Here is a 25983-nt window from a genome sequence, read left to right as displayed (position 1 = left end):
TACGTCAGGCCGCGGCCAGCTCTCTTCGGGCCGCTCGGCGCCTCGCGGCCACTTCGGGATCGAGTGCCGGTACGGCGGCCAGGAGCTGCCTGGTGTACGGGTCCCGGGGGGTGTCGTACACCTCGTCGGCGGATCCCGACTCGACGATCCGGCCGCGGCGCATCACCGCGACCCGGTCGCTGACCTGCCGTACCACGGCGAGGTCGTGGGCGACGAAGACCAGCGCGAGTCCGAGTTCGCGCTGCAACTCGCCGAGCAGGGCGACCACCTGGGCCTGGGTCGTCACGTCCAGCGCGGAGACCGGCTCGTCGCAGACGATGACGCGCGGGTCGGCCGCGAGCGCCCGCGCGATGCCCACGCGCTGGCGCTGTCCGCCGCTGAACTCGTGCGGATAGCGGTCGTAGTGCGCCCCTTCGAGCCCCACGCGCTCCAGTAGCTCCGTCACGCGCCCCCGGATCCGCCCCTCGTCCTTCTCGCCACGCGCGCGGAGCGGATCGGCGATCGACTCGCCCACGCTGCGGCGGGGGTTGAGGGAGGAGACGGGGTCCTGGAAGACCATCTGGACGGCGGGGTTCACGCCCACGCGCGCGTGCCCCTCGTGTCGGACCTCTCCAGCCGTCGACTCCAGCAGCCCGACGAGCATGCGCCCGAGCGTCGTCTTGCCGCTCCCGCTCTCGCCGACGATGCCCAGGGTCTCCCCGCGGCGGATGGTCAGCGAGACGTCGTCCACCGCCGCGAACGCCCGCTTGCCACGGCCGAACTCACGGCGCAGGCCACGCGCTTCGAGGACTACCTCGGCCGGTTCCCCCTCGGAGGGCCCCACCGAGGACCCGCCCGCACCCGACACCGCGCGGCGCGCGTCCACACCCGACACCGGGCGCCGCGCGTCCACACCCGGCGCCGAGACGCCCGGCGTCGAACGGCGCGCGTCCACCCGCGGCACCGCCCCCAGCAACTCCCGCGTATACGCCTCCGAGGGCGCCCCCAGCACGTCCCCGACCGGCCCGTGCTCGACCACGCGCCCGTGCCGCATGACCAGCACCTCGTCGACGCTCTCGGCGGCCACGCCCACGTCGTGGGTGACGAGCAGCAGGCCCATGCCGGTCTCCTCCCGCAGCGTGTGCAGCAGGTCGAGGATCTGGGCCTGGACGGTGACGTCGAGGGCGGTGGTCGGCTCGTCGGCGATCAGCAGATCCGGCTCGCAGGCCAGCGCCATCGCGATGAGCGCGCGCTGGCGCATGCCACCGCTGAACTCGTGCGGACGGGACCGGGAGCGGCGCGGTGCGTCCGGAATTCCAACCCTGTCCAGCACGTCCACGGCACGCGCGCGTGCCGTTCGTCGCGACACGCGTGCGTGCACGCGGTACACCTCGGCGATCTGGTCGCCGATCGCGTAGTACGGGTCGAGGGAGGACAACGGGTCCTGGAAGACCATCGCCGCCTTGCCGCCCCGCAGCCGCCGCAGCTCCTCGTCCGACGCCGACGACACGTCGACGCCGGCGACCTCGATCGAGCCGCCGACCTTCGCTCCGGTGCCCCGGTGCAGCCCCAGCAGCGCGGAGGCGACCGTGGACTTGCCGGAGCCGGACTCGCCGACCAGGGCGAGGGCGGCGCCCTGCTCCAGCCGGAAGGAGAGCTCGTCCACGGCGCGCAACTCGCCGAACTCGACCGTCAGGCCGCTGACTTCCACCAGACTCATGCGAGCACCACCCGTCGGTCGGCCACCGCGTACAGCACGTCCGCGACGGCGTTGGCGACGACCACGAAGAAACCGATGACCAGGACCATGCCGACCACGACCGGCAGGTCGACCACGTTGACGGCATGGACGAGTTCCTGGCCGATGCCGGGCAGCCCGAAGAGCGTCTCGGTGAGCACCGCGCCGCCGACCGCGCTGCCGAAGTTGTTGGCGTTGAGCGCGATGACCGGCGCGAGCGCCCCGCGCAACGCGTGCCGTCCGATGATCGACCGCTCCCCCACGCCGTAGGCCCGGAAGGTCCTGATGTGGTCCTCGGCGAGCGTCTCGAGCATCGCCGCGCGCGTGAGGCGGGCGAACGCGGCCGCCTCGATGAGGGCCAGCGACAGCCAGGGCAGCAGCAGGTTCCACGCCCACTGCTCGGGGTCGTCGGTGAGTTTCACGTACTGCGGGAACGGCAGCAGTTGCAGCTGTCCGCAGACGACGATCATCAGGACCAGTCCGATGACGAAGACCGGTGTGGCCACGCCCGCGAGCGTGATGCCGGTCAGCACGCGCTCGGTGAGCCTGCCGCGCCGCCAGGCGGACAGGACGCCGGTGCCGACGCCGAGGACCAGCCACAGCACCATCGCGCCGAACACCAGCGACAGACTGACCGGCAGCTTGGCCAGGATCAGCTGGGTGACCTGCTGGTCGCTCTGGTACGACAGCCCGAGGCAGGGCGCCGAGCAGTGCTCCACGGACGTGCCGGTCGAGTAGTCCTGGCCGGCGACGAGGCCCTGCAAAAAGTGCCAGTACTGCGTGTACAGCGGGTCGTTCAGGTGCAGTTGGTCGGCGACCTGCTGCACCTGGGCGGGCGAGCAGCGCGGCCCGCAGGTGATCTGGGCGACGTTGCCCGGAGTGACGTAGAAGACGACGTAGACGATCACCGAAATGGCGAACAGGGTGACGACCGCGCCGAGGACACGACGCAGCACGAAGCCGGTGAAGCCGCTCATGCCTTGGCCTCCCTCTTGCGGCCCGTGCCGACGCGCAGTCGGGACGCCGCGCGCGGGTCGAGTGCGACGCGGATGCCGTCGCCGAGCAGGGTGAGGGCCAGCACGGTCACGAAGAGGGCGCCCGCGGGCAGCAGCAGGTACTGCGGGGCCGCCTGGTACCAGACGTCGGCGGCGGTGAGCATCTGACCCCACGAGGGCGTCGGGGGCTTCACGCCGACGCCCAGGAAGGACAGGGCCGCCTCGACGGTGATGTTGATCGGGACGAGCAGCGCGGCGTACGTGATGACCGGCGCGGCGAGGCCGGGCAGCAGTTCCCGGCGGGCGATCCGCCAGGTGCTCCAACCGCTGAGCCGGGCCGCGGAGACGTAGTCGAGCCCCTTGAGGGTGAGCGTCTGCGCGCGCGTGATCTTCGCGATGGTGCCCCAGCCGATGAGGCCGATGACAAGGGCGACCAGGACGGGCCGCGGGAAGTCCGACGGCACGATCGAGAGCAGCGCCAACGCCATGATCATGAGGGGCAGGGCGACGATGATGTCGGTGAGCCGGCTCAACAGTTGATCAACCCATTGACTGCCGAGTGCGGCCGTCACGCCCACCACGACACCGATCAACACCTGTACGACGGTGGCGGCCAGCGCGACGCCGAGCGACACGCGGGCCCCGTAGACCAGTCGCGCGAACAGGTCGCGTCCGGTCTGCGGTTCGACCCCGAGCCAGTGGTCGCCGCTGATGCCCCCGAGGGAGCCGACGGGCACGCCGCCGCGCGCGGAGTCCACGAGAGCGGGGTGGTAGGTGGTCGGGTCCTGGCCCTCCAGGGCAGTCAGCAGCGGCGCCGCGAGCGCGACCAGGACGAGCAGTGCGACGACGGCCGCCGCAACGAGGGCGGCGCGCTGCGTCCGCAGCCGCCGCCAGAACTGACGGGCCCCCGAGGCCCCCGGGGCGACGGACGCCCCGGGGGCCTGGGTGGCGACAAGTGCCTCGCTCACGGCGCTACTTCACCGCGACCTGCGAGATGTCCAGCACACCGGTCCAGTCGCTGATCACGACGTTCTTGATGTCCTTGCCCACCAGGCGCTTGTAGACGGGGTGGAACAGCGGGACGGTCAGCGCCTGCTCGGCGATCTTCTTGTCCAGCGCGCCCCACCTCTTGGCGGCGGCGTCAAGGTCGGTCAACTTGTTGATCGCGTCAATCTCGGCATTGACCGACTTGTCGTCCAACAGGCCCGTGTTGAAGTTCGCGCCGTCCTTCACGATCTGTCGACCATCGAAGATCGGAGCGAGGAAGGGGCCGCCGGACGGCCAGTCCGCACCCCAGTGGGCGAGGAAGAAGCCGGGCTCCGTCTTCACGTTGTGGATCTTGTCGGAGTAGTCGTTCTCCTCCAGCCCCTGGAGCTTGACCGTGATGCCGGCCTTCTTGAGCGCGTCCTGGATCGCGGTCGCGATCTCCGGGCTGGTCTCGAAGTCCTTGGCGTTGGAGTGGGTCAGCGTGACGGTCAGCCCGTTCGCGTGACCGGCCTCCTTCAGCAGCTCCTTGGCCTTCGCCGGGTCGCCGGCGTCACCCGCCGGGAACAGGTCGTAGGGCTCGTAGCCGAAGGACTTCTGGTTCGGCAGGAAGGTGGTGGCGGCCTCGGCGAGGGAGGACCCACCCGCCGCGTTCACCACGGAGGACCGGTCGATGGCGTACGAGATCGCCTGCCGCACCTTGGCGTTGTCGAACGGCTTGACCGTCGGGTTGAACGCTATGTAGTTCGTGTAGCCGAAGTGCCCGGTGCCGACGCGAGCCGCCAGCTCCTTGTCGCCGGTCACCTTGGCGAGCTCGGCCGGCCCGAGGTTGGTGTCCGTGGTGACCGCGGTGGCGTCCGCCCCCTGGGACGCGGACAGCCGCTGGTTGATCACCGAGGAGTCGAGCCCGGACCGTACGTCGATCTTGTCCGGATAGGCCTTGCGCTCGGCGTCCGTCGCGGCGGACCAGTGGGTGTTGCGCTCCAGGACGAGGTGCTCACCGTCGTTCTCGTTGGTGACGACCTTGTAGGGCCCGGACGAGACCGGGTGCTCCTCGTACTTCGTCCCGGTGTCCTTGGCCTTCGGCACCGGCGTGAACTGCGTCTGCGTGGCCAGGTACGGGAACTCGCCCTCGGGCTTGTTCAGATGGAAGACGACGGTCCGCTCGTCCGGCGTCTCGATCGCGTCGAGCCCGCCCTTGTCCTTGTACGGCCCCTGGTAGTCGGCGGCCCCGACCAGCCAGTCCCGCAGGTAGGGGGCGCCACCGGACAGCTCGGGGGCGAAGGAACGCTCGATGCCGTACTTGATGTCGGCGGACGTGATCGCGGTGCCGTCCTCGTACTTCAGCCCCTTCTTCAGGGTGTACGTCCACTCGGTCGCGTCCTTGTTGGGGCGCCCGGTGTCGGTCGCGAGGTCCGGGACGACCTCGGCGCCGGCCTCGCCGCTCTCCCGGTTGCGGGTGGTCAGCGTACGGAAGACCAGGGACGGGACGTTGCCGCCGCCGGAGGTGTAGAGACGGGCCGGGTCGAAGTCCTGCTGCGGGTTGGAGTTCAGGACTGTCAGGGTGCCGCCCTTGTGGGGCGTGGAGTCACCACCGGAGCCCTTGGCATCGTTGTCCTCAGGCCCGCAGGCGGCGGCGCCCGCGGCCAGAACCAGGCTTACGGATACCGCGGCCACGCGGCGCGCTATGACGGACGGTTGACGCATCGGAGACGACCTCTCGAATGGTGAGACAGATAGACAAGGGGTGAGACGAAAGTGAACAGACGTCTGCCCGGGCGTCAGGTCGTCGAAAAACCGCGACCGAGGGTCACGGGGAAAAGAAGAAGATCGCGACGCGAACGCCAGAGGGCGAACGTCAGCGACAGTGAATGTCGGCCACGCACAGAGCGGTCACACCGATCAGCGTCAGCTCGATGGCTGCGCGTGCGGAGGCGTGACGGGTCGACATGCGCAGAAATATGTACGACTTTTCTGCGCATGTCAACGTGACCTGTGAGGCTCCCGTCAACTCCCGGGGTATGCCCAGGGGTTGGGTTTGCAGGTGACTCCGCGATAGGTCAGGAACTTGGTCTGCTGCTGCATGACCGGGGCGAGTTCGCCGTCCTTGTCGCAGGTCACGTGCTGGTAGCCGAGCCGGTGGCCGACCTCGTGATTGATCAGCATCTGCCGGTAGGCGTGAATTTGATCACCGTAGGTCTTGGATCCCTGGGCCCACCGATACGCGTTGATCATCACGCGGTCGGTGGCGGTCGAATTGCAGGACACGTTGTCCACGGTGGTGTCCAGACCGGACTTCGCACACCACTCCGCGGTCGTCCCCGGACTGGCGAGCGTGATCACGAAGTCGGGCTTGCCGGAGTAGATGCGCTCGAACGTACGGGCGCCGTTGTGGGCCCAGCTCCGGTCGTCGTTGAGCGTCTTGTGCACGGCCTGGGCGAACAGCTCGCCGTCGAGCCCGAGCCCCTGCTCGACGTCCACCCGATAGGTGAACTTCTGCCCGGTGCCGGGCGCCTTGTCGACGCCCTTGATCGCATCGAACTTCCCCGACCCCTCGAGCTTGGCGTCGAGGGCGTACCGCTTGCCCATCTTCTGGTCGTACGTCAGCGCGACATTCGGCGCCGTGGACGGCGTCGGCCGCCCCTCCGACCGCGAGGCCGAGTCCCGCGCGTCCCGCGCCTGGTCGGTGGCCGACTGCGACCGTACGCCGCTGTCGTCCCGCCCGTCGGTGACCTGCCCGGCGACGACCACGGCCAGCACGGTGGTGACGGCGGCGGCCGCGATGCCGGTGAAGGCCCGGCCCTTGCCGCCCTTCTGCTGCGCGGGCTCGCCGGTGGGCGGTGCGTCCTCATCGACATCGTCACGCCGGGGAGGAACCGCCGACCACTCGGTGACGGAGGCGTACGGATCGGCCGGCCCCTGGGGACCATGAGGGCCATGCGGTCCGCGGGGTGCGAAGAGGTCTACGTCCTCGTTCCCGAAGGCGTCCAGGTAGTCCTGCCGAGGACCGCCCTGCCGGGGCCCGCCCTGTCGAGGCCCGCCATCGGGAGGCGCCTGCCGCTGCCGCGGCAGGGAGACACCGGGCGCGGCAGCCATGCCGCGCGCCCCCGACTCCCCCCATCCGCCGCCGGGTTCCCGCTGCTCGGGGTGCCCACCGCGGACCCTGGGCGTGCCATGCGCGGGGGTGCCGTCGGCGAAGCGGGGCATGCCATGGGCGGGGGTGCCGTCAGGGAACCGGGGCATGCCGTGCGCCGGAGTCCCGTCGGGGAGCCGCGGCACCCCACGAGCGGGCGTACCGTCCCCGAACCTCGGCACACCGCGCGCGGGAGTGCCGTCGGCGAATCCGGGCACTCCTTGTGCAGGAGTCCCGTCGGCGAAGCGCGGCGCTCCCCGCGCAGGCGCTCCCTCCGGGAACCGTCGGCCTCCCTGCGGGACCCGGTAGACCGGATCCCCGTAGACCGAGGGCCCGGCCGCGGGCATCCCCTGCTGCGGCGGTGCCCCCTGCGGTCGCGGTGCCCCCTGTTGCCGTCCGGGGCCCTGCCGGGGCGGGCCGCCCTGCGGCGCCGGCGGCTGGGCACCCTCGGCCTCCCGGCCACCTCGTCTTGCGGCTATGTCCGCGGGGTCGCTCTTTGGAGCGCGTCCGCGGCGACTGTGCCGTCCCACCCGCCCCTCAGCTCCCCGCGCTCGAAGACTCGACCGCGCCGGAGGACCCGGTCGGGGTCTTTGCGCCCCCGGAACCGGCCTCGCCGTCCGAGCCCTTCTTGTCCGCCAGGAACTCCCTGAACGCCCGGGACACCGTCTCCGGGTACTCCATCATCGCCACATGCCCCGCCTCCGGCAGGCTCAGCAGCCGGGAGTCACGGAAGGACCGGGCGGCCTTCTGGGCCATGCGGTAGCCGACGAGCTGGTCCCGGCCACCGTAGACGAGGAGCGTCGGTGCGAGGACCCGCTCGGCCTGGCGCCAGAGCGCCTGCTGCCCGCCGAGGGTGTACGCGTTGACCAGCCCGCGCGCGGAGCGTGTCATCGCGTCCCAGAAGTACGGGAGTTGCTGCCGGCGCTCCATCTCCTCGACGGCGTGCCGGAACCCCTCCGGTGAGACCCGCGCGGGATCGCCGTAGCAGAGCGCCATGACGCCGCGGACCCGCTGCTCGGCCGTCCAGTCGCGGCTGAGCCGGGTGAAGAGCGCGGCCACGCCGGGCACGGCGAGGAGCGCGGTGGGCACGGCGGAGCGCTGCACGCGGATCTCGGGGAGCGCCGGCGACACGAGCGTCAGCGTCCGGACGAGGTCGGGGCGGACCGCGGCCACGCGCGTGGAGACCGCGCCGCCGAGGGAGTTGCCGAAGAGGTGCACGGGCCCGCGGCCGGAGGCGTCCAGAAAACGAATCACCGCACGCGCGTGTGCGGTGATGGAGTAGTCGCCGTCGTCCGGTGGCGGCGAGTCCCCGAAGCCCGGCAGGTCGACGGCCTCGCCGTCGAGCACCTCGTCGAGCTCCTGCATCAGCGCCGACCAGTTCTGCGAGGAACCGCCCAGGCCGTGGACGTAGAGCGCGGGCGGCAGGCCCTCGCGCGCGGGCGGTCTCGACCGCACCGACAACGTGATCCCCGGCAGTCCCACCGACCTGAGCCGCTCGCCCTCCGCCACCCTGACGGGCGTCACCTTCGGGAGCACATTGGCGGCCGGTACGGACGGCAACTCGGTCGAAGACATGCGGCAATGTTACGAGACGATCACGCAGTGGTTCATGTGTTCGCCGTCACAGAGACCCCGTACATCGCATGGCGTCCGGATCGCGTGTCTCCTAGGCTCGTACGCAGGGCACCCGTACGTGGCCCCCTGTGTGAGTCAGGGACGTTCTAGGAAGGGAGCCCGTGATGGCCTACGACCCCAGCGACCCCGACACCTTCGAGGACAGCGGCGGTGACGTCGAGCTCGACGTCGAGGCCCCCGAGGGCGACGCCGCCGAGCAGCAGACGGACGTCACCCCGGACCGCGACGACCCGCTGACCGGCGTCGATCCCGACCGGGCTAACGAGGCCGACCTCATCGAACAGGCCCGTGTCGTCCAGATCGACGAGGACGACTATCGGTGACGCCCCGAGGCCCGTCCCCCAGCCGGAGCGCGAGAGTCGCTGCCCGCTAAGTACCTCTTTGAAACCTTCGCGCTGCTTTCGTCACCGTCCGGTACGTGAAATTCTGCGCTCGCACCGCGCACACCACGGTTACCGAAAAGTACGATGGCGGCGCGGCGCACACCGCAAGTGGACGACTTATGGGAGGCGGCGTGACAGCCATCGAGCAGACAGAGGCGGCACGCCCGCGAGGTACGCGCCTGCCGCGCCGTGCCCGACGGAACCAGCTGCTGGGTGCCGCACAGGAAGTCTTCGTGGCGCAGGGCTACCACTCGGCCGCGATGGACGACATCGCCGAGCGCGCCGGCGTCAGCAAGCCCGTGCTCTACCAGCACTTCCCGGGCAAGCTCGACCTCTATCTCGCACTGCTGGACCAGCACTGCGAGTCCCTGATCCAGTCCGTGCGGCACGCGCTCGCGTCCACGACCGACAACAAGCAGCGCGTCCGCGCGACCATGGACGCCTACTTCGCGTACGTCGAGGACGACGGCGGCGCCTTCCGGCTGGTCTTCGAGTCGGACCTGACGAACGAGCCCGCGGTGCGCGAGCGCGTCGACAAGGTCACCAACGAGTGCGCCGAGGCCATCTCCGAGGTCATCGCCGAGGACACCGGCCTCTCCCCCGCGGAGTCGATGCTGCTGGCCTCGGGTCTGGGCGGCCTCGCACAGGTCGTGGCCCGGTCCTGGCTGCACAGCGACCGCAGCGTCCCGCGCGAGCAGGCGGTCCAGCTGCTGACGTCCCTGGCGTGGCGGGGCATCGCCGGTTTCCCGCTGCACGGCATCGACTCGCACTGATCCCGACCCGGACGCACGCGCGCGTGACGGGACTTTGTTCCCGTCCGCTGTTCGCTCATGGCTTTCTTGCGCGGAGCGTGCACGTCCCCTCACCGGGCTAATGTGTGCTGGGTACAGCGCGGAAGGTCGCGCACTTCACTGACCGTCGGAGGGACATAGCCGTGGAGGTCAAGATCGGCGTGCAGCACGCGCCCCGCGAGATCGTTCTGGAGAGCGGTCAGAGTGCCGAGGAGGTAGAGCGCGTGGTGGCCGAGGCACTGGCCGGAAAGTCGCAGCTGCTGAGCCTCACGGACGAGCACGGCCGCAAGGTCCTGGTCCCGGCGGAGCGCCTGGCCTACGTGGAGCTCGGCGAGCCGGCCCCGCGCAAGGTGGGCTTCGGCGCACTGTAGGCACACGCACATGAGAGGGGCCCGGCGACCTGGAGTCGCCGGGCCCCTCTCATCGTGCAGGAGCAAAGCTCGGGTGCGAGAGCAAAGTTCCGGAAGATTTTTTCTCCACATATGGAGCACAAGTCGAGCACAGGGGAGGATTGCATTCCGCAGGTCACGGGTATGACGGGCTACGACCGTGATACGCAGCGTGGCCGTGGGAGGGACCTCAAATGATGTTGCTGGAAGCGCTCGGCTCCGCACTGCTCGGTCTCGTCCTGGCCGCGGTGGCCGCCCACCGGCTGGCCCACCGCCTGCCCGCCCGCTCCCTGGTGCTGGTGACGGGCATCGCCGGAGCCCTGTTCGGCGCCTTCGTGACCCACAGCGCCCTGGGATCCGGCAGCATCCTGCTCAACCTGATCGGCGCGACGGTCGTCTCCGCGGCGTCCCTGTCGCTCCTGCTCCGCCCGGCGGGAAGACTCCGCCGTAGGTCGGCGCCGGCGTAGGCCCTGACGGGCCCGGCCTTTCACCTCTGTCGGGGGCGCCCCTCAACCGGAGCGCCCCCCTCTCGATGTCAGGCCGCAAGCCCCAGCGCGGCCATCCGCTTGGTGTGCGCCTCGGTGATCCGCGAGAACATCCGACCGACCTCCGCGAGGTCGAACCCGTCCGCGACGCCCCCGACGAGCATCGTCGACAACGCGTCCCGGTCGGCGACGACCCGCTGCGACTGCGACAGGGCCTCGCCCATCAACCGCCGCGCCCACAGCGCGAGCCGCCCGCCCACGCGCGGATCCACGTCGATCGCGGCCCGCACCTTCTCGACGGCGAACCCGGCGTGCCCGGTGTCGTCCAGGACCGCCAGGACCAGCTCACGCGAGTCCGAGTCCAGCCGCGCCGCGACCTCCCGGTAGAAGTCACTGGCGATCGAGTCACCGACGTACGCCTTGACGAGCCCCTCCAGCCAGTCCGAGGGCGCCGTCTGCCGGTGGAAGCCGTCCAGCGCGGCGACGAACGGCTCCATGGCCGCCGTCGGCTCCGCGCCGATCTCGGTCAGCCGGTCGCGCAGCTTCTCGTAGTGGTGGAACTCCGCCGACGCCATCTTGGCCAGCTCCGCCTTGTCCGCCAGCGTCGGCGCCAGCTTGGCGTCCTCCGCGAGCCGCTCGAACGCCGCCAGCTCCCCGTACGCCAGCGCGCCGAGCAGGTCGACGACCGCGGCCCGGTACTGCGGTTCGGCGGATGCCGTCGCCCAGTCCTGGGCTGCGACTCCGGTGGGTTCGGGAGAAGCGTCGGAGGTGTTGTCAGACGTCGTCATGAAGCGCACAATAGCCCGCTCCCAGCGCCGGGGAAGTCCCTGGTGAAACAGTGTGACGACGACTACGTGACCAAATCGGCCATCGCATGTGCGCGTTTCCGGGGTATGGTGGTAATGCGCCTGCTGAGTACGCGTGTCTATGACGACCGCGTATCTCCACAGGCCGCACGTATGAGGATGCCCGGTCGGTGGCCCGATCGGCTCCGACCTGACAGCTCTCCTTGGCCGTACGGCACTGTGCGTACGGCATCCGGAGGGACCCTCAGCGGTTCGAGCGCTAGAGCGTCGGCAGAGGTCCCGTGCCATTACGGCCCCGCCGTAAGGCAGTCGACGTCCCCAGCACGGTCTCCAGAGACCCCCGAGCTCGCCTCGCACCGCGCACACAGAAGAGGCAGCACCCTGACTACGACGTTCAGAGATCTCGGAATCCTTCCCGAGACCGCCGAGGCCCTCGAGGCCGTCGGCATCATCAACCCCTTCCCCATCCAGGAGATGACGCTCCCCGTCGCCCTTTCCGGCACGGACGTCATCGGCCAGGCCAAGACCGGCACCGGCAAGACGCTGGGCTTCGGCCTCCCGCTCCTCGAGCGCGTCACCGTCCCCGCCGACGTCGAGGCCGGCCGCGCCAAGCCCGAGGACCTCACCGACGCCCCGCAGGCCCTCGTCGTCGTCCCCACGCGCGAGCTGTGCCAGCAGGTCACCAACGACCTGCTGACCGCGGGCAAGGTCCGCAACGTACGCGTTCTCGCCATCTACGGCGGCCGGGCCTACGAGCCGCAGGTCGAGGCCCTCAAGAAGGGCGTCGACGTGATCGTCGGCACCCCGGGCCGCCTCCTCGACCTCGCGGGCCAGAAGAAGCTCAGCCTCAAGCACATCAGGGCACTTGTCCTCGACGAGGCCGACGAGATGCTCGACCTGGGCTTCCTGCCCGACGTCGAGAAGATCATCAACATGCTGCCGCCCCGGCGCCAGACCATGCTGTTCTCGGCGACCATGCCGGGCGCCGTCATCGGCCTCGCGCGCCGCTACATGTCGCAGCCCACGCACATCCGCGCCACCGCGCCGGACGACGAGGGCGTGACGGTCGCGAACATCTCGCAGCACGTGTACCGGGCGCACAACATGGACAAGCCCGAGATGGTCGCGCGCATACTGCAGTCCGACGGCCGGGGACTGGCCATGGTCTTCTGCCGCACCAAGCGCACCGCCGCCGATCTCGCCGACCAGCTCAAGCAGCGCGGCTTCGCCTCCGGCGCGGTCCACGGCGACCTCGGCCAGGGCGCCCGCGAGCAGGCGCTGCGCGCGTTCCGCAACGGCAAGGTGGACGTCCTCGTCTGCACCGACGTCGCCGCGCGCGGTATCGACGTCGAGGGCGTGACGCACGTCATCAACTACCAGTCCCCCGAGGACGAGAAGACGTACCTGCACCGGGTCGGCCGCACCGGCCGCGCGGGTGCCAAGGGCATCGCGATCACCCTCGTCGACTGGGACGACATCCCGCGCTGGCAGCTCATCAACAAGGCGCTGGAACTCAACTTCAACGACCCGCCGGAGACGTACTCCACCTCCCCGCACTTCTACGAGGAGATGAACATCCCCGCGGGCACCAAGGGTGTCCTGCCGCGTGCCGAGCGCACCCGCGCGGGCCTCGACGCGGAGGAGCTCGAGGACCTCGGCGAGACCGGTGGCCGGGGTGGCCGCGGTCGCGGCGACCGCAACGACCGGGGTGGCCGTGGCGGCCGGGACGACTCCCGTTCCGCCGACCGTGAGCGCCCGGCCCGTACGCCGCGCAGCCGCCGTCGCACCCGTGGCGGTGCCGCGACGGACGGGACCACCGCTCCCGCGGGCACGGTGGCACCGGAGGAGACCTCGGTGACCGAGGGCGCCCCGGCGGCGACCCGTACGCCGCGTCGCCGTCGTCGTACCCGTAACGGAGCCGCCTCGGTGGAGTCGGTGCCGGCCACGGCCACGACGTCCGAGGCAGCGCAGAGCGCGGTCGACACGGCCGAGGCCGTGGAGACCAAGCCGCGCCGCCGTCGCACCCGCCGGTCCGCGGAGACGGTCGCCGTCGAGACGCCGGTCGCCGTCGAGGCCGCGGAGGCCCCCGCCGCCTCGCCGCGCCGCCGTACGCGCAAGACGGCTGCCGCCGCGGAGGCCGCGGTGGACACGGCCGAGGGTACGGAGGCCAAGCCGCGCCGCACCCGCAAGACCGCCGCCGCTGTCGCCCCCGAGGCCACCGCCGACACGGCGGAGGTCGCGGAGACCAAGCCGCGTCGCACCCGCAAGACGGCCGCCACCGCCGAAACCGCCGTCGACACGGCCGAGGCCACCGAGGCCAAGCCCCGGACCCGCCGCACCCGCAAGGTCGCCGAGGCCCCGGAGGCCGCGGTCGCCGTTGCCGTCGCCGACATCCCGGCGCAGGCCGCGGAGGAGCCGGTGGCGGCGAAGCCGCGCCGTACCCGCAAGACGGCCGCCGCCGCGGAGACCGCGGTGGACACGGCCGAGGGCACGGAGGCCAAGCCGCGCCGCACCCGCAAGGCCGCCGCCAGCACGGCGACGGCCGAGACGGCCGAGGTCACGGAAGCCAAGCCGCGCCGCACCCGCAAGACGGCCGCCACCGCCGAAACCGCGGTCGACACCGCGGAGGGCACCGAGGCCAAGCCCCGAACCCGCCGCACCCGCAAGGTCGCCGAGGCTGCCGAGACCCCCGAGGCCGTGCCGGCACCGGAGGTCGCCGAGGACAAGCCGCGTCGTACGCGCAAGACGGCCGCCGCCAAGACCGCCGAGGCCAAGCCGACGCGGGCGCGGAAGACGGCCGCCGCCGCCGACATCCCGGCCCAGGCCGCCGAGGAGCCGGAGGCCAAGCCGCGCCGCCGTACCCGCAAGGCGACGGCCGCCGCGGAGACCGCGGAGAGCTGACCGCACGTGCCGAACGGCCCGGCCCACCTCGTGTGGGCCGGGCCGTCGGCGTTCCCGGCCCTTCCGAACGGCGACCCGCGCCCAGGACGCTCCGGCTCCCGCCATGGCCGACCTCACACAGCCACCGCCGCCCATCACCCGCCCCGCCGGATAGCCTCACCCCATGAGCAGGCCCCCCACCTTCGCCCCACCCCCCGGCGCCCGCGCCTACTCCCTGCGCACCGCTCGCGGTGAGTTCGCCGTCGTCGACGCGCCCGTGGCGGAGGGGATCGCGGGCAAGGGGACCGCTCTGCTGCTGCCCGGGTTCACCGGCAGCAAGGAGGACTTCAACCCGCTGCATGTGCCGCTCGCTGCGCGCGGGTACCGGACGGTCGCCGTGGACGGGCGGGGCCAGTTCGAGTCCGACGGTCCGGCGAACGACGAATCGGCGTACGCGCAGGACGAGTTGGCGAAGGACGTGCTCGCACAGGCCGCCGCCCTTGATGTCCCCGTGCATCTCCTCGGGCACTCCCTAGGCGGACAGATCGCGCGGGCCGCCGTCCTGCTGGATCCCGGCCCCTTCCGTTCGCTCACCCTCATGTCCTCCGGCCCGGCCCAGATCTCCGGCTCCCAGCAGCAGCGCGTGAAGCTGCTCAGGGACGCGCTCGCCGTGATGAGCATGGCGGACGTGTGGGACGCGATCCAGGCCATGGAACCGCCCGAGGAGACCGATACCGGGGGCGAGTTGGACTCCGGGCTCGACGACCGGGAGGATCTGCGCCGCCGCTGGCTGGGCACCCGGCCCGCTCAACTCATCGCCACCGGACGCCAGTTGTGCGCCGAGCCGGACCGGGTGGCCGAACTGGCCGCCGTACCACTGCCGTTCCACGTGCTCTCGGGCTCGCACGACGACACCTGGCCGGTACCGCTGCTCGACCGGATGTCCGTCCGCCTCCACGCCCGCCGGACCGTCGTCCCCGGCGCCGAGCACTCCCCCAACACGGACCGCCCGCTGGAGACGGCCCGCGCCCTCGCGGACTTCTGGGACCACGCCGAGCAGCTGGGCCCCCGGCCCTAGGGCCCTAGAACTGCCCCTGCAAGTGCTCCCAGAACCCGTCCCGCAACGCCCGCCGCAGATCCGCCTGCCCCCGCAGGGAGTACTGGAGCAGCCCCTCCGCCTCGATCAGCAGCTCCTGGTCCACCGCCCCGGGCAGATAGGGATGCCCAGGCAGCAGTTCCCCCACGGTCTCCCGGCCCCGCGCACCCAGCCACTTCGCCGCGACCTGGGCACCGACGAAACGGACGTCCTCGCGGGTGGGCCGGTTCACCGAGGCCTCGTAGGCGGCGGCCGTACGCCGTGACACGTACGGCTTGAAGAAGTCGAGGTCGAGGACGCGCTGGCTGTCGACCTCCCAGAGCAGCGGCTCGGCCTGGTTGCGGCCCTCGGGTGCCTCGATGCCCCACAGGTGGACGCGGGCGCCGTAGCCCTGGGCCGCCTCGACCGCCGAGACCAGGTCCTCGTCGCCGCCGAGCAGGGCCGCGTCGCTGATCGCGCGGTGCCGGGCGAGGGACTCCAGGTCGGTTCTGATCAGCGAGTCGACGCCCTTCTGCTGGTTGTTGGCGTTGAGGTTGCCGAGGCGCACCTTGACGTCCGGGAGTTCCGCGATCGTCTGCTGTTCGGCGGTGTGGATGCGGCGCCGGGCGCCGTCGTACCAGTAGACCCGCAGCAGCCTGCTGTCCGCGAATATCGTGCGGGCCCGGTCGATGAGCGCCTCGATGAGCCCCTCGGCGTCCAGGTCGAAGGCCCGGCGGTCCTCGGTGCCGGCGACCAGACGGCCCGCGGCCGCGTACAGATATCCCGCGTCGACGAAGATCGCATGGGTCGAGGGCGTCTTCGCCACCTCGGCGAGCATGCGCTGCAACAGCTCGTTGGTGTGGTCGATGCGGGCGGCGAGGGCCGCGAGGTCGTCGTTCATCGCCTCCATTCTCCCGGCGGTCACGCTGCGAACACAACCGGTCCCGAACAGTCTCCGAAGAGTGGCTTACCCGTCAGTAGTTAGTCGTTCGAAAAATTTCTTTAGCGTAGGGAATGTTTGTAACACGCACCCCGTTGACTACCTGTGTACGCAGTAATTCTCCGCAGGAGGATGACCAGACGAAGGGAGAAGCCCATGCGCTTCGAAATCATGCGACTCGACGACGTCGACGGCACGCCCGTGGACAGCACCGTTGTGGACGCCGCCTCCGTCAATCGGATCGTTCAGCAGGCCGCCTCGATCGGCCAGCGACTCTGGATCCGCCCGGCCGAGCCCTCGGCCTTGTAACACTCAGAGCTTCGGAGCCCCGCACGACAGGGATGTCGTACGGGGCTCCGTGCGTTTCCGGGGCGGCAGCCGTTCAGCTGCTCTGGATCACCTGAGTGATGCCGTTGATGATCTGCTGCACGGCGATCGCGGAGAGCATCATGCCCGCGAGCCGGGTCACCAGGACCACGCCGCCGTCCTTGATGACCCGGATGATCAGCAGCGAGTACCGCATGACGACCCACAGCACGACATGGATGGCGAGGATCGCCACCCACACCGACACCTGCGTGGCGACACTGTCCGCCTTCTGCACGGCGAGGATGACCGACACGATCGCGCCCGGCCCGGCCAGCAGCGGCATGCCCAGCGGCACCAACGCCACGTTGACGTCCTTGGTCTGTTTGGGCTCGTCGGTCTTGCCGGTGAGCAGGTCCAGGGCGATCAGCAGGAGCAGCAGCCCGCCCGCGATCATCAGCGCGGGGACGGAGACATGCAGGTAGTTCAGGATCTGGTGCCCGAGCAGCCCGAAGACGGCGATGACACCGCCGGCGACACAGACGGCCTGGAAGGCCATCCGCTTCTGCACCTTGGCGGGCCGGCCGGAGGTGAGCGCCAGGAAGATCGGGGTGATCCCGGGCGGATCCATGATGACGAACAGGGTCAGGAAGAGGGAACCGAAAACGGCAGCGTCGAACACAGGAGAGCCTTGCGAGGAGAAGAGGTGAGGTCGGGTGGCGTGAGAGCGAGTCTCAGGCTCCGCCGGTCCCCGGCACCGGGAACGCGCCGGTGGCACGCCGGGTGATCTCGCCGTACACCTCGGGATCGGTGCGGTACTCGCCGAGCGTCACGGTCTTGCGGCTGCCGTGGTAGTCCGAGGAGCCCGTGACCAGGAGCCCCAGATCAGCGGCGAGACCGCGCAGCCCGACCCGGGTCTCGTCGTCGTGGTCCATGTGATCGACCTCGATACCGTCGAGCCCGGCCGCGGCCAGTTCGGCGATCGCGGACTCCGGCACCGTGAGCCCGCGCTTGCTGGCCCCCGGGTGCGCGAAGACGGTGACCCCGCCCGCGGCCTTGACCAGCCTGATCGCCTCGAAGGGGTCGGTCTCGTGCTTCTCCACATGGGCCCGGCCGCCGTCGGCGAGCCAGTCCTCGGTGAAGGCGTCGCTCACGGTCGGTACGACCCCGAGTTCGACGAGCGCGGTGGCCACGTGCGGCCGCCCGACGGATCCGTCCCCGGCGATCCGCATGACCTGCTCCCAGGTGACGGGCACGCCGAGATCCTGGAGCCGGGCGACCATGGCCCGCGCCCGCGGCACCCGGTCGTCCCGCACGAGCTCCCGCTCGGCGAGCAGCTCAGGCTCCTCGGGGTCGAAGAGGTAGGCCAGCATGTGCATGGACACCCCGTCGATACGACAGGACAGCTCGGCCCCGGTCACGAGCGTGAGTCCCGTCGGCAGCGCGGCGATCGCCTCGGCGTACCCACGGGTGGTGTCGTGATCGGTCAGGGCGACGACGTCCAGCCCGGCAGCGGCGGCGTTGCGCACCAGCTCGGCGGGGGTGTCGGTGCCGTCGGAGGCCGTGGAGTGGGTGTGCAGATCGATACGCACGGCACGAACTCCAGACGCTGACGGGGCACAAGGGAACGCTCAAGGATAACCGGATTTTCCAGCACCCCCGTCACACCCGAAACCCATGAGAGACCTTTACATGGGTCAGCCCAAGGGGCGCGAGGCTGCATCGATATGCGGCTCCGCCGCGTGGGCGCGACCAGCCAAAGACGACCCGCAGTCGCCCACCCGGCGATCCAGGCACTCTCGTAGGCGCTACGGCTCGAGCAAGCGCGGCGACAACGCCCCGCAGGGAACGAGCTCCACTTCCGCCCCCGCGTCCCGCAGATCCGTCAGCACCAGCTCGTCGTACATCAGCAGCCCCGACTGCTCCGGCCACACGACCGCCCACAGCCACAGCCCACGAGCCTCGCCGGCGAAGACCGCGCGGTCGTCCGGCGCTCCGGAGACATGCCACAGCGGTGTCGGGCGGCCGGCGGCCAGCACCTTGACCTGCGGGGGCTTCTCCACGTTCATGTACGGCCCCGGGTCCGGCCCGTCGATGCCCGCGTACCGCGCGCCGAGCCCGACGCCGAGTTCCTCGGCGACGAGGATCAGCTCCCCGATACCGCCGAGCGGCCCGGGTCCCGTGCACGCCACCGCCGTCGCACGGCCCCCGCTGCGGTCGTCGCCCGCGCAGCCCACGCCCGTGAACAGCCAGCCGACCGGCAGGGGCCACGGCATCCACACCGGAACCTGCGTGCGGTGCACCACGACGCCGAGAGCCTCGACGCTGGGCGGGATCACCGGCTGGAGCGGATGCACGGTGCCGTGCACATCGCACTGCCAGGTGTCGGCGAAGAGTCCGGGAGCCCTGACCCGGCCACCACACTTCGGGCAACTGGGTTCGCCCCTCATAGGGCCCCACGGTCCTACCCCGACCCCTTCACGTCAAGGACGATCACCCGTCCGGGCGGAACTCCTCACCGGAGACAAGTAGATGTAGCTTGCATTAATTAGCCGACCTAACTTACTATGTGCATATACCAACCATCTCCTCGCCGGAATTGGAGAAACCATGGACGCCTTCGACGCGGGAGCGAGCAGCCTCCTGCGACAGCCCAAGGCGGTCTGGGCCACGGCCGGCGCCTCCGTCGTCGCCTTCATGGGCATCGGACTGGTGGACCCGATCCTCCCGTCCATCGCCCAGGGCCTCGACGCCACGGCCAGCCAGGTCTCCCTGCTCTTCACCTCGTACTTCCTGATCACCGCCATCGCGATGCTGGTCACCGGCTTCGTCTCCAGCCGCATCGGCGGCCGCAAGACCCTGCTGCTCGGCCTCGCGCTGGTCGTCGTCTTCGCGGGCCTCGCCGGCACCTCCGGCTCGGTCGCCGAACTCGTCGGCTTCCGCGCGGGCTGGGGCCTCGGCAACGCCCTCTTCGTCTCCACCGCCCTCGCCGTCATCGTGGGCGCGGCGGCGGGCGGCAGCGCCGCGGCGATCCTGCTCTACGAGTCCGCGCTCGGACTCGGCATGGCGTGCGGGCCTCTGCTGGGCGCCCTGCTCGGGGACGCCAGCTGGCGCTACCCGTTCTTCGGCACGGCCTTCCTGATGGCGGTCGGCTTCCTCTGCATCACCGTGTTCCTGAAGGAACAGCCGAGGCCCGCCACGAAGACCTCACTGCTGGACCCGCTCAAGGCGCTCGGCCACAAGGGCCTGGCCTCTGCCGCGGCCTCGGCGTTCTTCTACAACTACACGTTCTTCACGGTGCTGGCCTTCACCCCGTTCGTGCTGAACATGACCCCCTACAAGTCGGGGGCCGTGTTCTTCGCCTGGGGTGTGCTGCTCGCCGTGTTCTCGGTCCTCGTGGCGCCCCGCCTCCAGGAGCGGTTCGGCTCGCTGAAGGTGCTCGGCGGCTCGCTCGTCCTGCTCGCCGTCGACGTACTCGTCCTCGGCTACGGCGACCACACCACGGCGATCGTCTGCACCATCCTGTCCGGCGCCTTCATCGGCGTGAACAACACCGTCTACACGGAACTGGCGCTCGGCGTCTCGGACGCGCCGCGCCCGGTGGCGAGCGCCGGCTACAACTTCGTGCGCTGGTTCGCGGCCGCCGCCGCGCCCTACTTCGCGCCGAAGATCGAGGAGTGGACCGACATCCACATCCCGTTCGTGGTGGCGGCGGTGACCGCGCTCCTCGGTGCGCTCGTGGTCGTCGTACGACGGAACGCGCTCACTCACGAGGCGGCGGAGCTGGAGTCGAAGCACGCTACGGAGGACAGCGTCGCCGTCTTCGCCAACTGACGCTTTTCAGCCACCGGTTGGTGACATCAGTCACTCGAGCGGGACGGACCTCCGGGACGGATCCCGCAGGTCCGTCCCGCTCGTCAGCCAGCGCTCCTGGAGGGCCTGGGCGCCGTGGACGCGCTTCCAGGCGGCCTCGTTCGGGGTCATGGGGAGCAGGGGCAGGAAGTGGACGGGGTCCATGGGCTCGTCGAGCTCCAGGTCCTCGACCAGGCCGCCGGGTTCGGCCACCAGGACCGAGGTGAACGGGGCGCCGGGCCACAGGGGTTCACCCACGTCGAGGGAGGCACCGGGGGCCACGACGACGCCCTCGACCTGCGGGGACGCGGCGAGCACGGCGAGCGGGCGGAGCACCTTGTCGGTGTCGGCGAGGCCGCTTCGCACCGAGAGGACCAGTTCGGCGCGGGGTCCCTTGACCGGGTCGGCGAGCACCGCGGTGGGGTCGCCCATCGGCTGTGCGGACATGCCGAGCGTGGCGTAGCGGACGATGTCGTCCTGCTGGAAACGCAGCACCTCGACGCGGTCCGTGCCGAGGAAGGTGACGGCGGCGCGCGCGTCCGGTTCGCCCAGCGCGTTGCGCAACCGGGCCTCGACCAGAGGAAGAACATCAGCCATGTCGCGAGCATAGAACTCGTCAGTACCGGGCAAAGCAGCGCCTTGACTATTCAGTCGGCTGATACTCTTTGCCGGTGGTTCGGGGCAGCACGCAGAAGCGTCGCTATCGAGTCCCGACGCCGTGAGACTCCCCCTACGGGGAATGGATCGTCCCTTACGAGGGACCGGCCGGAGGAGGTGGGGCTGTCATGGATCGAAGTCGACCTGGTAGTACCACTCGCTCTTCCGGCACCTGATGTAGCTGATCCGCCTTCGGCCGATCGCCGCCTCTCACGCTCGCGTCTTCATCAACGGAAGAGCACTTCGTTTCGTTTTGCCTGATCTGTTTGATCTGTAACAGCAGCGAAACCCGCCACCGCGATGGTGCGGTGCTCCCCGCTTTGTGGACGTGCCAAACATCCTCCGTCAGGACGTCCCCATTCCGGGCAGTTCCACCCGTTGAAGCGGCCTTTCGTTGCCTGTCGCGAAGGAGCTTGCCATGTCGATGATCCGCGACCTGCGTGCCGTGGTCCGTCCCTCCCGCGTCTCGCTGCGCAAGACCAGCAGCACCGATTACGACACCACCCGCGACCCCGGGACGCCCTCGGCCGTCGTCGACTGCGCCGTCTACCGCGACGGGGCTCGCGTCCAGACGCCGAAGCCGCTGACGCCGCACGAGGCGATGCGCCAGGTCCGCCGGGACGGGGGCTTCGTGTGGATCGGACTGCACGAGCCGACCGAGGCCGAATTCTCCGGTATCGCAAGCGAGTTCGGGCTGCACCCGCTCGCCGTGGAGGACGCGGTGCAGGCGCACCAGCGGCCCAAGCTGGAGCGGTACGACGACTCCCTCTTCACCGTCTTCAAGACCATCCACTACGTCGAGCACGACGAACTCACCGCCAACAGCGAGATCGTCGAGACCGGCGAGGTCATGTGCTTCACCGGACGGGACTTCTTCATCACCGTCCGGCACGGCGGTCAGGGTTCGCTGCGGACGCTGCGGCACCGGTTGCAGGACGACCCCGAACTGCTTGCCAAGGGCCCCTCGGCGGTGCTGCACGCGATCGCCGACCATGTCGTCGACGGGTACATCGCGGTCGCCGACGCCGTGCAGGACGACATCGACGAGGTGGAGACCGAGGTCTTCTCGCCGGGGCGCAAAGGGTCGCCGCGCGGCACCGACGCCGGCCGGATCTACCAACTCAAGCGTGAGGTCCTGGAGTTCAAGCGGGCCGTCTCGCCCCTGCTGCGTCCCATGCAGCTGCTGAGCGAGCGGCCGATGCGGCTGATCGACCCGGACATCCAGAAGTACTTCCGGGACGTCGCCGACCACCTCGCCCGGGTGCAGGAGCAGGTCATCGGCTTCGACGAGCTGCTCAACTCGATCCTCCAGGCCAACCTCGCGCAGGCGTCCGTCGCGCAGAACGAGGACATGCGGAAGATCACCTCGTGGGCGGCCATCATCGCCGTACCGACGATGGTGTGCGGTGTGTACGGCATGAACTTCGAGCACATGCCCGAGCTGCACTGGCGCTACGGCTACCCGGTGATCATGAGCATCACCGTCTGCATCTGTCTCGGCATCCACCGCACGCTGAAGCGCAACGGCTGGCTGTGACGGCGCCCCTGGCGGCGTCGCTAGGCTGGGCTCATGACAAGTGAGCTGCTCGACCAGGCCCTCGTCGAGGAGGCCACGAAGAAGTCCGGCCTCATCTGGGTCAGGGGCCTCGAGGGTCCGGCCCGGGCGCTCTGGCACGTGTGGCACGAGGGTGCGGCGTGTCTGATCGGCGACGGGCCGGGCGAGCAGCCGCTGCCGGGGCTCACCGACGGGGCCGCGGCCGAGGTGACGGTCCGCAGCAAGGACAAGGGCGGGCGGCTGGTGTCCTGGACGGCGAAGGTCGTGGAGCTGACGCCGGGCTCGGAGAGCTGGGACGCGACGGTCGCCGAGCTCAAGGGCAAGCGGCTCAACGCGCCCGACGGCGAGGCGATGACGGAGCGTTGGGCGCGGGAGTGCCGGGTGCTGCGGCTGGAGCCGACGGGGTCGACGTCGCCGTTGCCCGACGGCTCGCTGGCGGAGGCGCCCGTTCCCACGGCGGCCACCACCCGTCAGCCGATCCCCGCCGGGCTTCCGAGGCTGCTGCTGAAGAAGCGCCGGCGGAAGTAGCGGGCCGCGGCTGCCGTCGGCCGGCGGAAGCCGTCAGGACGTCGGCAGCTGCTTGCCGTAGTCCACCGTCTCGTCCTTGCCCGGCTCCTTCAGGGCGAAGGACTTGCCCCAGGCCGAGAAGGTCAGCGTGCCCGCGCCGCCCGCTCGTTCCAGGCGGAGCGGATACGGCTTGCCCTCCAGGGAGACGTCCAGCTTGCCGCCGGAGCCCTCGTCGCCGGTGATGCGGATGGTGCGGATGCCGGACTGCTCGTGGTGGCCGTCGGCGGACAGTTCGCCGTGGAGGGTGAGGAGGCCCGCCAGGAGGACGTTCTTGTCGGTGAAGCCGATGAACTTCTTGTACGAGGGGTCGCCCTGCGGCACCTTCACGAACTTGTCGTCGAGCTTGTCGGCGGCGGCGGTGTCCCCACCGGAGTCGCCGGAGTCGCCCTTGCCGTCCTGCTGCCCCCAGAACTCCGCGTCGGCCTTCAGATAGAGCTGGTCGCCGATCCGCAGCAGACGGAAGGTGGCCCCTTCGGAGGTGACCGAGCCGGAGCCGCCGTCGGCCTTGAGACGCATGTCGAGTTTGTAAGTGCGCCCGCTGGTGACCACGTTCCCTGAGAGACGCACCGTGTCGGCGGACTCGGCGGCCGCCTTGGTCTTCGTCTGGATCTGGTCGGCCGACAGCTTGCCGACGCCGTTGGTGCCCGCGTCGGGGTCTTCACTGCACCCCGTCAGGCCCGTTCCCGTCACGACCAGAGCGCACATCGCGCCCAGCAGTCCGGTCCGGCGGGTGCGGCCCTGGGGAATCGCAGTCACAGGAGGGCTGCCTTTCTGACGAGGGTCCATCGGAGGCGTACCGCAGAGTACCGGGGTCCGGGAGGTCGGGCGGAGCCGGTCCGTCCGGACCCCTCACCAGGGCGTACCGCATCGGGACGGGCTAGCCTGAAGCCCATCCGAGCGGGCAATTCACGTGAAAGGGAGGCGTCAGGGATGGCAGGGGGTGTCCCCAGGATCTTCGTCTCGCACCTCGCCGGCGTGGCCGTCTTCGACCCGAACGGCGACCAGGTGGGCCGGGTGCGCGACCTGGTCGTGATGCTCCGCGTCGGGCGCCGGCCGCCCAGAGTGCTCGGCCTGGTCGTCGAACTGTCCACCAGGCGCCGCATCTTCCTGCCCATGACCCGCGTGACCAGCATCGAGTCCGGCCAGGTCATCACCACCGGCGTGCTCAACGTCCGCCGCTTCGAGCAGCGGCCCACCGAGCGCCTGGTCTTCGGCGAGCTGCTGGACCGGCGCGTCACGCTCGTGGAGGCCCGCGAGGAGGTCACCGTCCTGGACGTCTCCGTGCAGCAGCTGCCGGCCCGCCGGGACTGGGAGATCGACCGGGTGTTCGTACGCAAGGGGAAGAGCGGCACCTTCCGGCGGGCCAGGGGCGAGACGCTGACCGTCGAGTGGTCCGCGGTCACCGGGTTCTCCCTGGAGGAGCACGGACAGGGCGCCGAGAGCCTCCTCGCCACCTTCGAGCAACTGCGCCCCGCCGACCTGGCGAACGTTCTGCACCACCTCTCCCCCAAGCGCCGCGCGGAGGTCGCCGCCGCCCTCGACGACGACCGGCTCGCCGACGTGCTCGAAGAGCTCCCGGAGGACGACCAGATCGAGATCCTCGGCAAGCTCAAGGAGGAGCGGGCCGCGGACGTCCTGGAGGCCATGGACCCGGACGACGCGGCCGACCTGCTCTCCGAGCTCCCGGAGCAGGACCAGGAGCGGCTGCTGAGCCTGATGGAGCCCGCCGACGCGGCCGACATGCGGCGCCTGATGTCGTACGAGGAGCACACGGCCGGCGGTCTGATGACGACCGAGCCGATCGTGCTCCGCCCCGACGCGACCGTCGCGGACGCCCTCGCCCGGGTCCGCAACGCCGACCTCTCCCCCGCCCTCGCCGCCCAGGTCTACGTCTGCCGCCCGCCCGACGAGACACCGACCGGCAAGTACCTCGGCACGGTCCACTTCCAGCGGCTGCTGCGGGACCCGCCGTACACCCTGGTCAGCGCGATCATCGACGACGACCTCCAGCCGCTGGACCCGGACGCCGCGCTGCCGGTCGTCGCCGGGTTCTTCGCGACGTACGACATGGTCGCGGCGCCGGTCGTGGACGACTCCGGGTCGCTGCTGGGCGCGGTGACCGTGGACGACGTCCTGGACCACATGCTGCCGGAGGACTGGCGGGAGACGGAGTTCCACCTCGACGAAGGGCTCGACGACGGCGAGGTGGCGCAGCATGGCTCCTGAGCGCGAGAGGACCCCGGCCGGCGCGACGGCCAGCACGCGCGCGCGTGCCCGCCTCGACCAGCCACGGCCGCCCCGGCGACGCCTGCTGCCCGAGTGGGACCCGGAGGCCTTCGGGCGGCTGTCGGAGCGGATCGCGCGGTTCCTCGGCACCGGGCGGTTCATCGTCTGGATGACGGTCGTCATCATCGTGTGGGTGCTGTGGAACGTCTTCGCGCCCGGCGACCTGAAGTTCGACCACTACCCCTTCATCTTCCTGACCCTGATGCTGTCCCTCCAGGCGTCCTACGCGGCCCCGCTGATCCTGCTCGCGCAGAACCGGCAGGACGACCGGGACCGGGTCAACCTGGAGCAGGACCGCAAGCAGAACGAGCGGTCGATCGCGGACACCGAGTATCTGACCCGTGAGATCGCCGCCCTGCGGATCGGCCTCGGCGAGGTCGCGACCCGGGACTGGATCCGCTCCGAGCTCCAGGACCTGATGAAGGAACTGGAGGAACGGCAGGACGGGCACGGACACGGGCACGGCGTATTCCCGGCAGAACGGCCGGAACGGTCGCCTCGACGTGACGTAGAAGACCACTGAAGGGCATCCCGGGGGGCACTCGGA

At 70.5% G+C, this 25983-nt stretch carries 26 protein-coding genes; 12 read left to right on the top strand and 14 right to left on the bottom strand.

The genetic code is table 11. The annotated features are described in order from the left end of the window. Nucleotides 1-4: 4 nt before the first annotated feature. From ABKA17_RS02895 to ABKA17_RS02865, 7 genes are all read right to left on the bottom strand, one after another. Nucleotides 5-1699: a dipeptide ABC transporter ATP-binding protein gene (locus ABKA17_RS02895; protein WP_353690203.1), complete on the bottom strand. Its 1695-nt coding sequence runs from the start codon at nucleotides 1697-1699 to the stop codon at nucleotides 5-7. Next, complete coding sequence (locus ABKA17_RS02890; protein WP_353690202.1) at nucleotides 1696-2694, bottom strand: ABC transporter permease; 999 nt, start codon at nucleotides 2692-2694, stop codon at nucleotides 1696-1698. Before ABKA17_RS02890 ends, ABKA17_RS02895 begins: the two co-directional genes overlap by 4 nt. Then, nucleotides 2691-3680: an ABC transporter permease gene (locus ABKA17_RS02885; RefSeq protein ID WP_353690201.1), complete on the bottom strand. Its 990-nt coding sequence runs from the start codon at nucleotides 3678-3680 to the stop codon at nucleotides 2691-2693. The genes ABKA17_RS02890 and ABKA17_RS02885 overlap by 4 nt, the downstream gene beginning before the upstream one ends. A 4-nt stretch (nucleotides 3681-3684) precedes the next feature. Beyond that, on the bottom strand, nucleotides 3685-5403 hold the full coding sequence (locus ABKA17_RS02880) for an ABC transporter substrate-binding protein (RefSeq protein ID WP_353690200.1): 1719 nt from the start codon (nucleotides 5401-5403) through the stop codon (nucleotides 3685-3687). 151 nt (nucleotides 5404-5554) lie between these two features. Next, the gene (locus ABKA17_RS02875) at nucleotides 5555-5647 is read right to left on the bottom strand and encodes an Ms4533A family Cys-rich leader peptide (RefSeq protein ID WP_353690199.1); all 93 of its coding nucleotides are present in this window, start codon (nucleotides 5645-5647) and stop codon (nucleotides 5555-5557) included. A gap of 56 nt (nucleotides 5648-5703) precedes the next feature. Beyond that, nucleotides 5704-7359, bottom strand: a complete 1656-nt coding sequence (locus ABKA17_RS02870) for a DUF3152 domain-containing protein (RefSeq protein ID WP_353690198.1) — start codon at nucleotides 7357-7359, stop codon at nucleotides 5704-5706. Nucleotides 7360-7366: 7 nt separating this feature from the next. Further along, entirely contained in the window at nucleotides 7367-8404 is a 1038-nt protein-coding gene (locus ABKA17_RS02865) for an alpha/beta fold hydrolase (protein ID WP_353690197.1), read from the bottom strand. A 164-nt stretch (nucleotides 8405-8568) separates the two neighbouring features. On the opposite strand from ABKA17_RS02865, the gene ABKA17_RS02860 reads away from it, so the two are divergent. The 4 genes from ABKA17_RS02860 to ABKA17_RS02845 all read left to right on the top strand — a co-directional run bounded on the left by ABKA17_RS02860 (nucleotide 8569) and on the right by ABKA17_RS02845 (nucleotide 10494). Further along, nucleotides 8569-8787: an Rv3202a family protein gene (locus ABKA17_RS02860; RefSeq protein WP_353690196.1), complete on the top strand. Its 219-nt coding sequence runs from the start codon at nucleotides 8569-8571 to the stop codon at nucleotides 8785-8787. Between the two features lie 191 nt (nucleotides 8788-8978). Then, a complete protein-coding gene (locus ABKA17_RS02855) occupies nucleotides 8979-9620 on the top strand; it encodes a TetR/AcrR family transcriptional regulator (RefSeq protein WP_353690195.1) in 642 nt (213 codons plus the stop codon). Nucleotides 9621-9781: 161 nt separating this feature from the next. Next, nucleotides 9782-10009: a DUF3107 family protein gene (locus tag ABKA17_RS02850; protein ID WP_171146544.1), complete on the top strand. Its 228-nt coding sequence runs from the start codon at nucleotides 9782-9784 to the stop codon at nucleotides 10007-10009. Nucleotides 10010-10224: 215 nt separating this feature from the next. Continuing rightward, entirely contained in the window at nucleotides 10225-10494 is a 270-nt protein-coding gene (locus ABKA17_RS02845; RefSeq protein WP_353690758.1) for a hypothetical protein, read from the top strand. A 68-nt stretch (nucleotides 10495-10562) separates the two neighbouring features. On the opposite strand, the gene ABKA17_RS02840 is transcribed toward ABKA17_RS02845, so the two are convergent. Further along, the gene (locus tag ABKA17_RS02840; protein WP_353690194.1) at nucleotides 10563-11300 is read right to left on the bottom strand and encodes a ferritin-like fold-containing protein; all 738 of its coding nucleotides are present in this window, start codon (nucleotides 11298-11300) and stop codon (nucleotides 10563-10565) included. A 492-nt stretch (nucleotides 11301-11792) separates the two neighbouring features. Between ABKA17_RS02840 and ABKA17_RS02835 the strand changes: the two genes are divergently transcribed. Together ABKA17_RS02835 and ABKA17_RS02830 are read left to right on the top strand one after the other, a co-directional pair. Then, nucleotides 11793-14219, top strand: coding sequence for a DEAD/DEAH box helicase (locus tag ABKA17_RS02835; protein WP_353690193.1), 2427 nt, complete (start codon nucleotides 11793-11795; stop codon nucleotides 14217-14219). Between the two features lie 163 nt (nucleotides 14220-14382). Next, on the top strand, nucleotides 14383-15276 hold the full coding sequence (locus ABKA17_RS02830) for an alpha/beta fold hydrolase (protein ID WP_353690192.1): 894 nt from the start codon (nucleotides 14383-14385) through the stop codon (nucleotides 15274-15276). Between the two features lie 4 nt (nucleotides 15277-15280). Here the strand turns inward: ABKA17_RS02830 and ABKA17_RS02825 are convergent, their stop codons facing one another. Next, on the bottom strand, nucleotides 15281-16174 hold the full coding sequence (locus tag ABKA17_RS02825; protein WP_353690191.1) for an NYN domain-containing protein: 894 nt from the start codon (nucleotides 16172-16174) through the stop codon (nucleotides 15281-15283). 195 nt (nucleotides 16175-16369) lie between these two features. On the opposite strand from ABKA17_RS02825, the gene ABKA17_RS02820 reads away from it, so the two are divergent. Then, nucleotides 16370-16522 carry a DUF8834 family protein gene (locus ABKA17_RS02820; protein ID WP_353690190.1) on the top strand — a complete coding sequence of 51 codons (153 nt, stop codon included), beginning with the start codon at nucleotides 16370-16372 and terminating at the stop codon, nucleotides 16520-16522. Nucleotides 16523-16595: 73 nt separating this feature from the next. On the opposite strand, the gene ABKA17_RS02815 is transcribed toward ABKA17_RS02820, so the two are convergent. From ABKA17_RS02815 to ABKA17_RS02805, 3 genes are all read right to left on the bottom strand, one after another. Continuing rightward, nucleotides 16596-17201 (bottom strand): MarC family protein, encoded by a 606-nt coding sequence (locus ABKA17_RS02815; protein ID WP_353690189.1) that lies wholly within the window; start codon nucleotides 17199-17201, stop codon nucleotides 16596-16598. Nucleotides 17202-17253: 52 nt separating this feature from the next. Beyond that, nucleotides 17254-18111: a PHP domain-containing protein gene (locus tag ABKA17_RS02810; RefSeq protein WP_353690188.1), complete on the bottom strand. Its 858-nt coding sequence runs from the start codon at nucleotides 18109-18111 to the stop codon at nucleotides 17254-17256. 216 nt (nucleotides 18112-18327) lie between these two features. Next, nucleotides 18328-18969 carry a DUF6758 family protein gene (locus ABKA17_RS02805; RefSeq protein ID WP_353690187.1) on the bottom strand — a complete coding sequence of 214 codons (642 nt, stop codon included), beginning with the start codon at nucleotides 18967-18969 and terminating at the stop codon, nucleotides 18328-18330. 160 nt (nucleotides 18970-19129) lie between these two features. Here ABKA17_RS02805 and ABKA17_RS02800 point away from each other — a divergent pair, with 160 nt between their 5' ends. After that, the gene (locus tag ABKA17_RS02800; RefSeq protein ID WP_353690186.1) at nucleotides 19130-20353 is read left to right on the top strand and encodes an MFS transporter; all 1224 of its coding nucleotides are present in this window, start codon (nucleotides 19130-19132) and stop codon (nucleotides 20351-20353) included. Nucleotides 20354-20383: 30 nt separating this feature from the next. Here ABKA17_RS02800 and ABKA17_RS02795 read toward each other — a convergent pair whose 3' ends face one another. Beyond that, entirely contained in the window at nucleotides 20384-20968 is a 585-nt protein-coding gene (locus ABKA17_RS02795) for a suppressor of fused domain protein (protein ID WP_353690185.1), read from the bottom strand. A gap of 478 nt (nucleotides 20969-21446) precedes the next feature. Here ABKA17_RS02795 and ABKA17_RS02790 point away from each other — a divergent pair, with 478 nt between their 5' ends. Both ABKA17_RS02790 and ABKA17_RS02785 read left to right on the top strand, forming a co-directional pair. After that, the gene (locus tag ABKA17_RS02790; RefSeq protein WP_353690184.1) at nucleotides 21447-22565 is read left to right on the top strand and encodes a magnesium and cobalt transport protein CorA; all 1119 of its coding nucleotides are present in this window, start codon (nucleotides 21447-21449) and stop codon (nucleotides 22563-22565) included. A 33-nt stretch (nucleotides 22566-22598) separates the two neighbouring features. Beyond that, nucleotides 22599-23111 carry a hypothetical protein gene (locus tag ABKA17_RS02785; protein WP_353690183.1) on the top strand — a complete coding sequence of 171 codons (513 nt, stop codon included), beginning with the start codon at nucleotides 22599-22601 and terminating at the stop codon, nucleotides 23109-23111. Between the two features lie 33 nt (nucleotides 23112-23144). On the opposite strand, the gene ABKA17_RS02780 is transcribed toward ABKA17_RS02785, so the two are convergent. Continuing rightward, nucleotides 23145-23906 (bottom strand): hypothetical protein, encoded by a 762-nt coding sequence (locus ABKA17_RS02780; protein WP_353690182.1) that lies wholly within the window; start codon nucleotides 23904-23906, stop codon nucleotides 23145-23147. Nucleotides 23907-24080: 174 nt separating this feature from the next. Here ABKA17_RS02780 and ABKA17_RS02775 point away from each other — a divergent pair, with 174 nt between their 5' ends. Together ABKA17_RS02775 and ABKA17_RS02770 are read left to right on the top strand one after the other, a co-directional pair. Next, nucleotides 24081-25376, top strand: coding sequence for a magnesium transporter MgtE N-terminal domain-containing protein (locus ABKA17_RS02775; RefSeq protein WP_353690181.1), 1296 nt, complete (start codon nucleotides 24081-24083; stop codon nucleotides 25374-25376). Beyond that, complete coding sequence (locus tag ABKA17_RS02770) at nucleotides 25366-25959, top strand: DUF1003 domain-containing protein (RefSeq protein WP_353690180.1); 594 nt, start codon at nucleotides 25366-25368, stop codon at nucleotides 25957-25959. Before ABKA17_RS02775 ends, ABKA17_RS02770 begins: the two co-directional genes overlap by 11 nt. Nucleotides 25960-25983 lie beyond the last annotated feature (24 nt).

Source organism: Streptomyces sp. RG80, assembly GCF_040446465.1.
In the GTDB taxonomy this organism is placed as follows: domain Bacteria; phylum Actinomycetota; class Actinomycetes; order Streptomycetales; family Streptomycetaceae; genus Streptomyces.
Note: the sequence above shows the minus strand (reverse complement) of the source record. Positions and strands in the feature narration are given on the sequence as shown.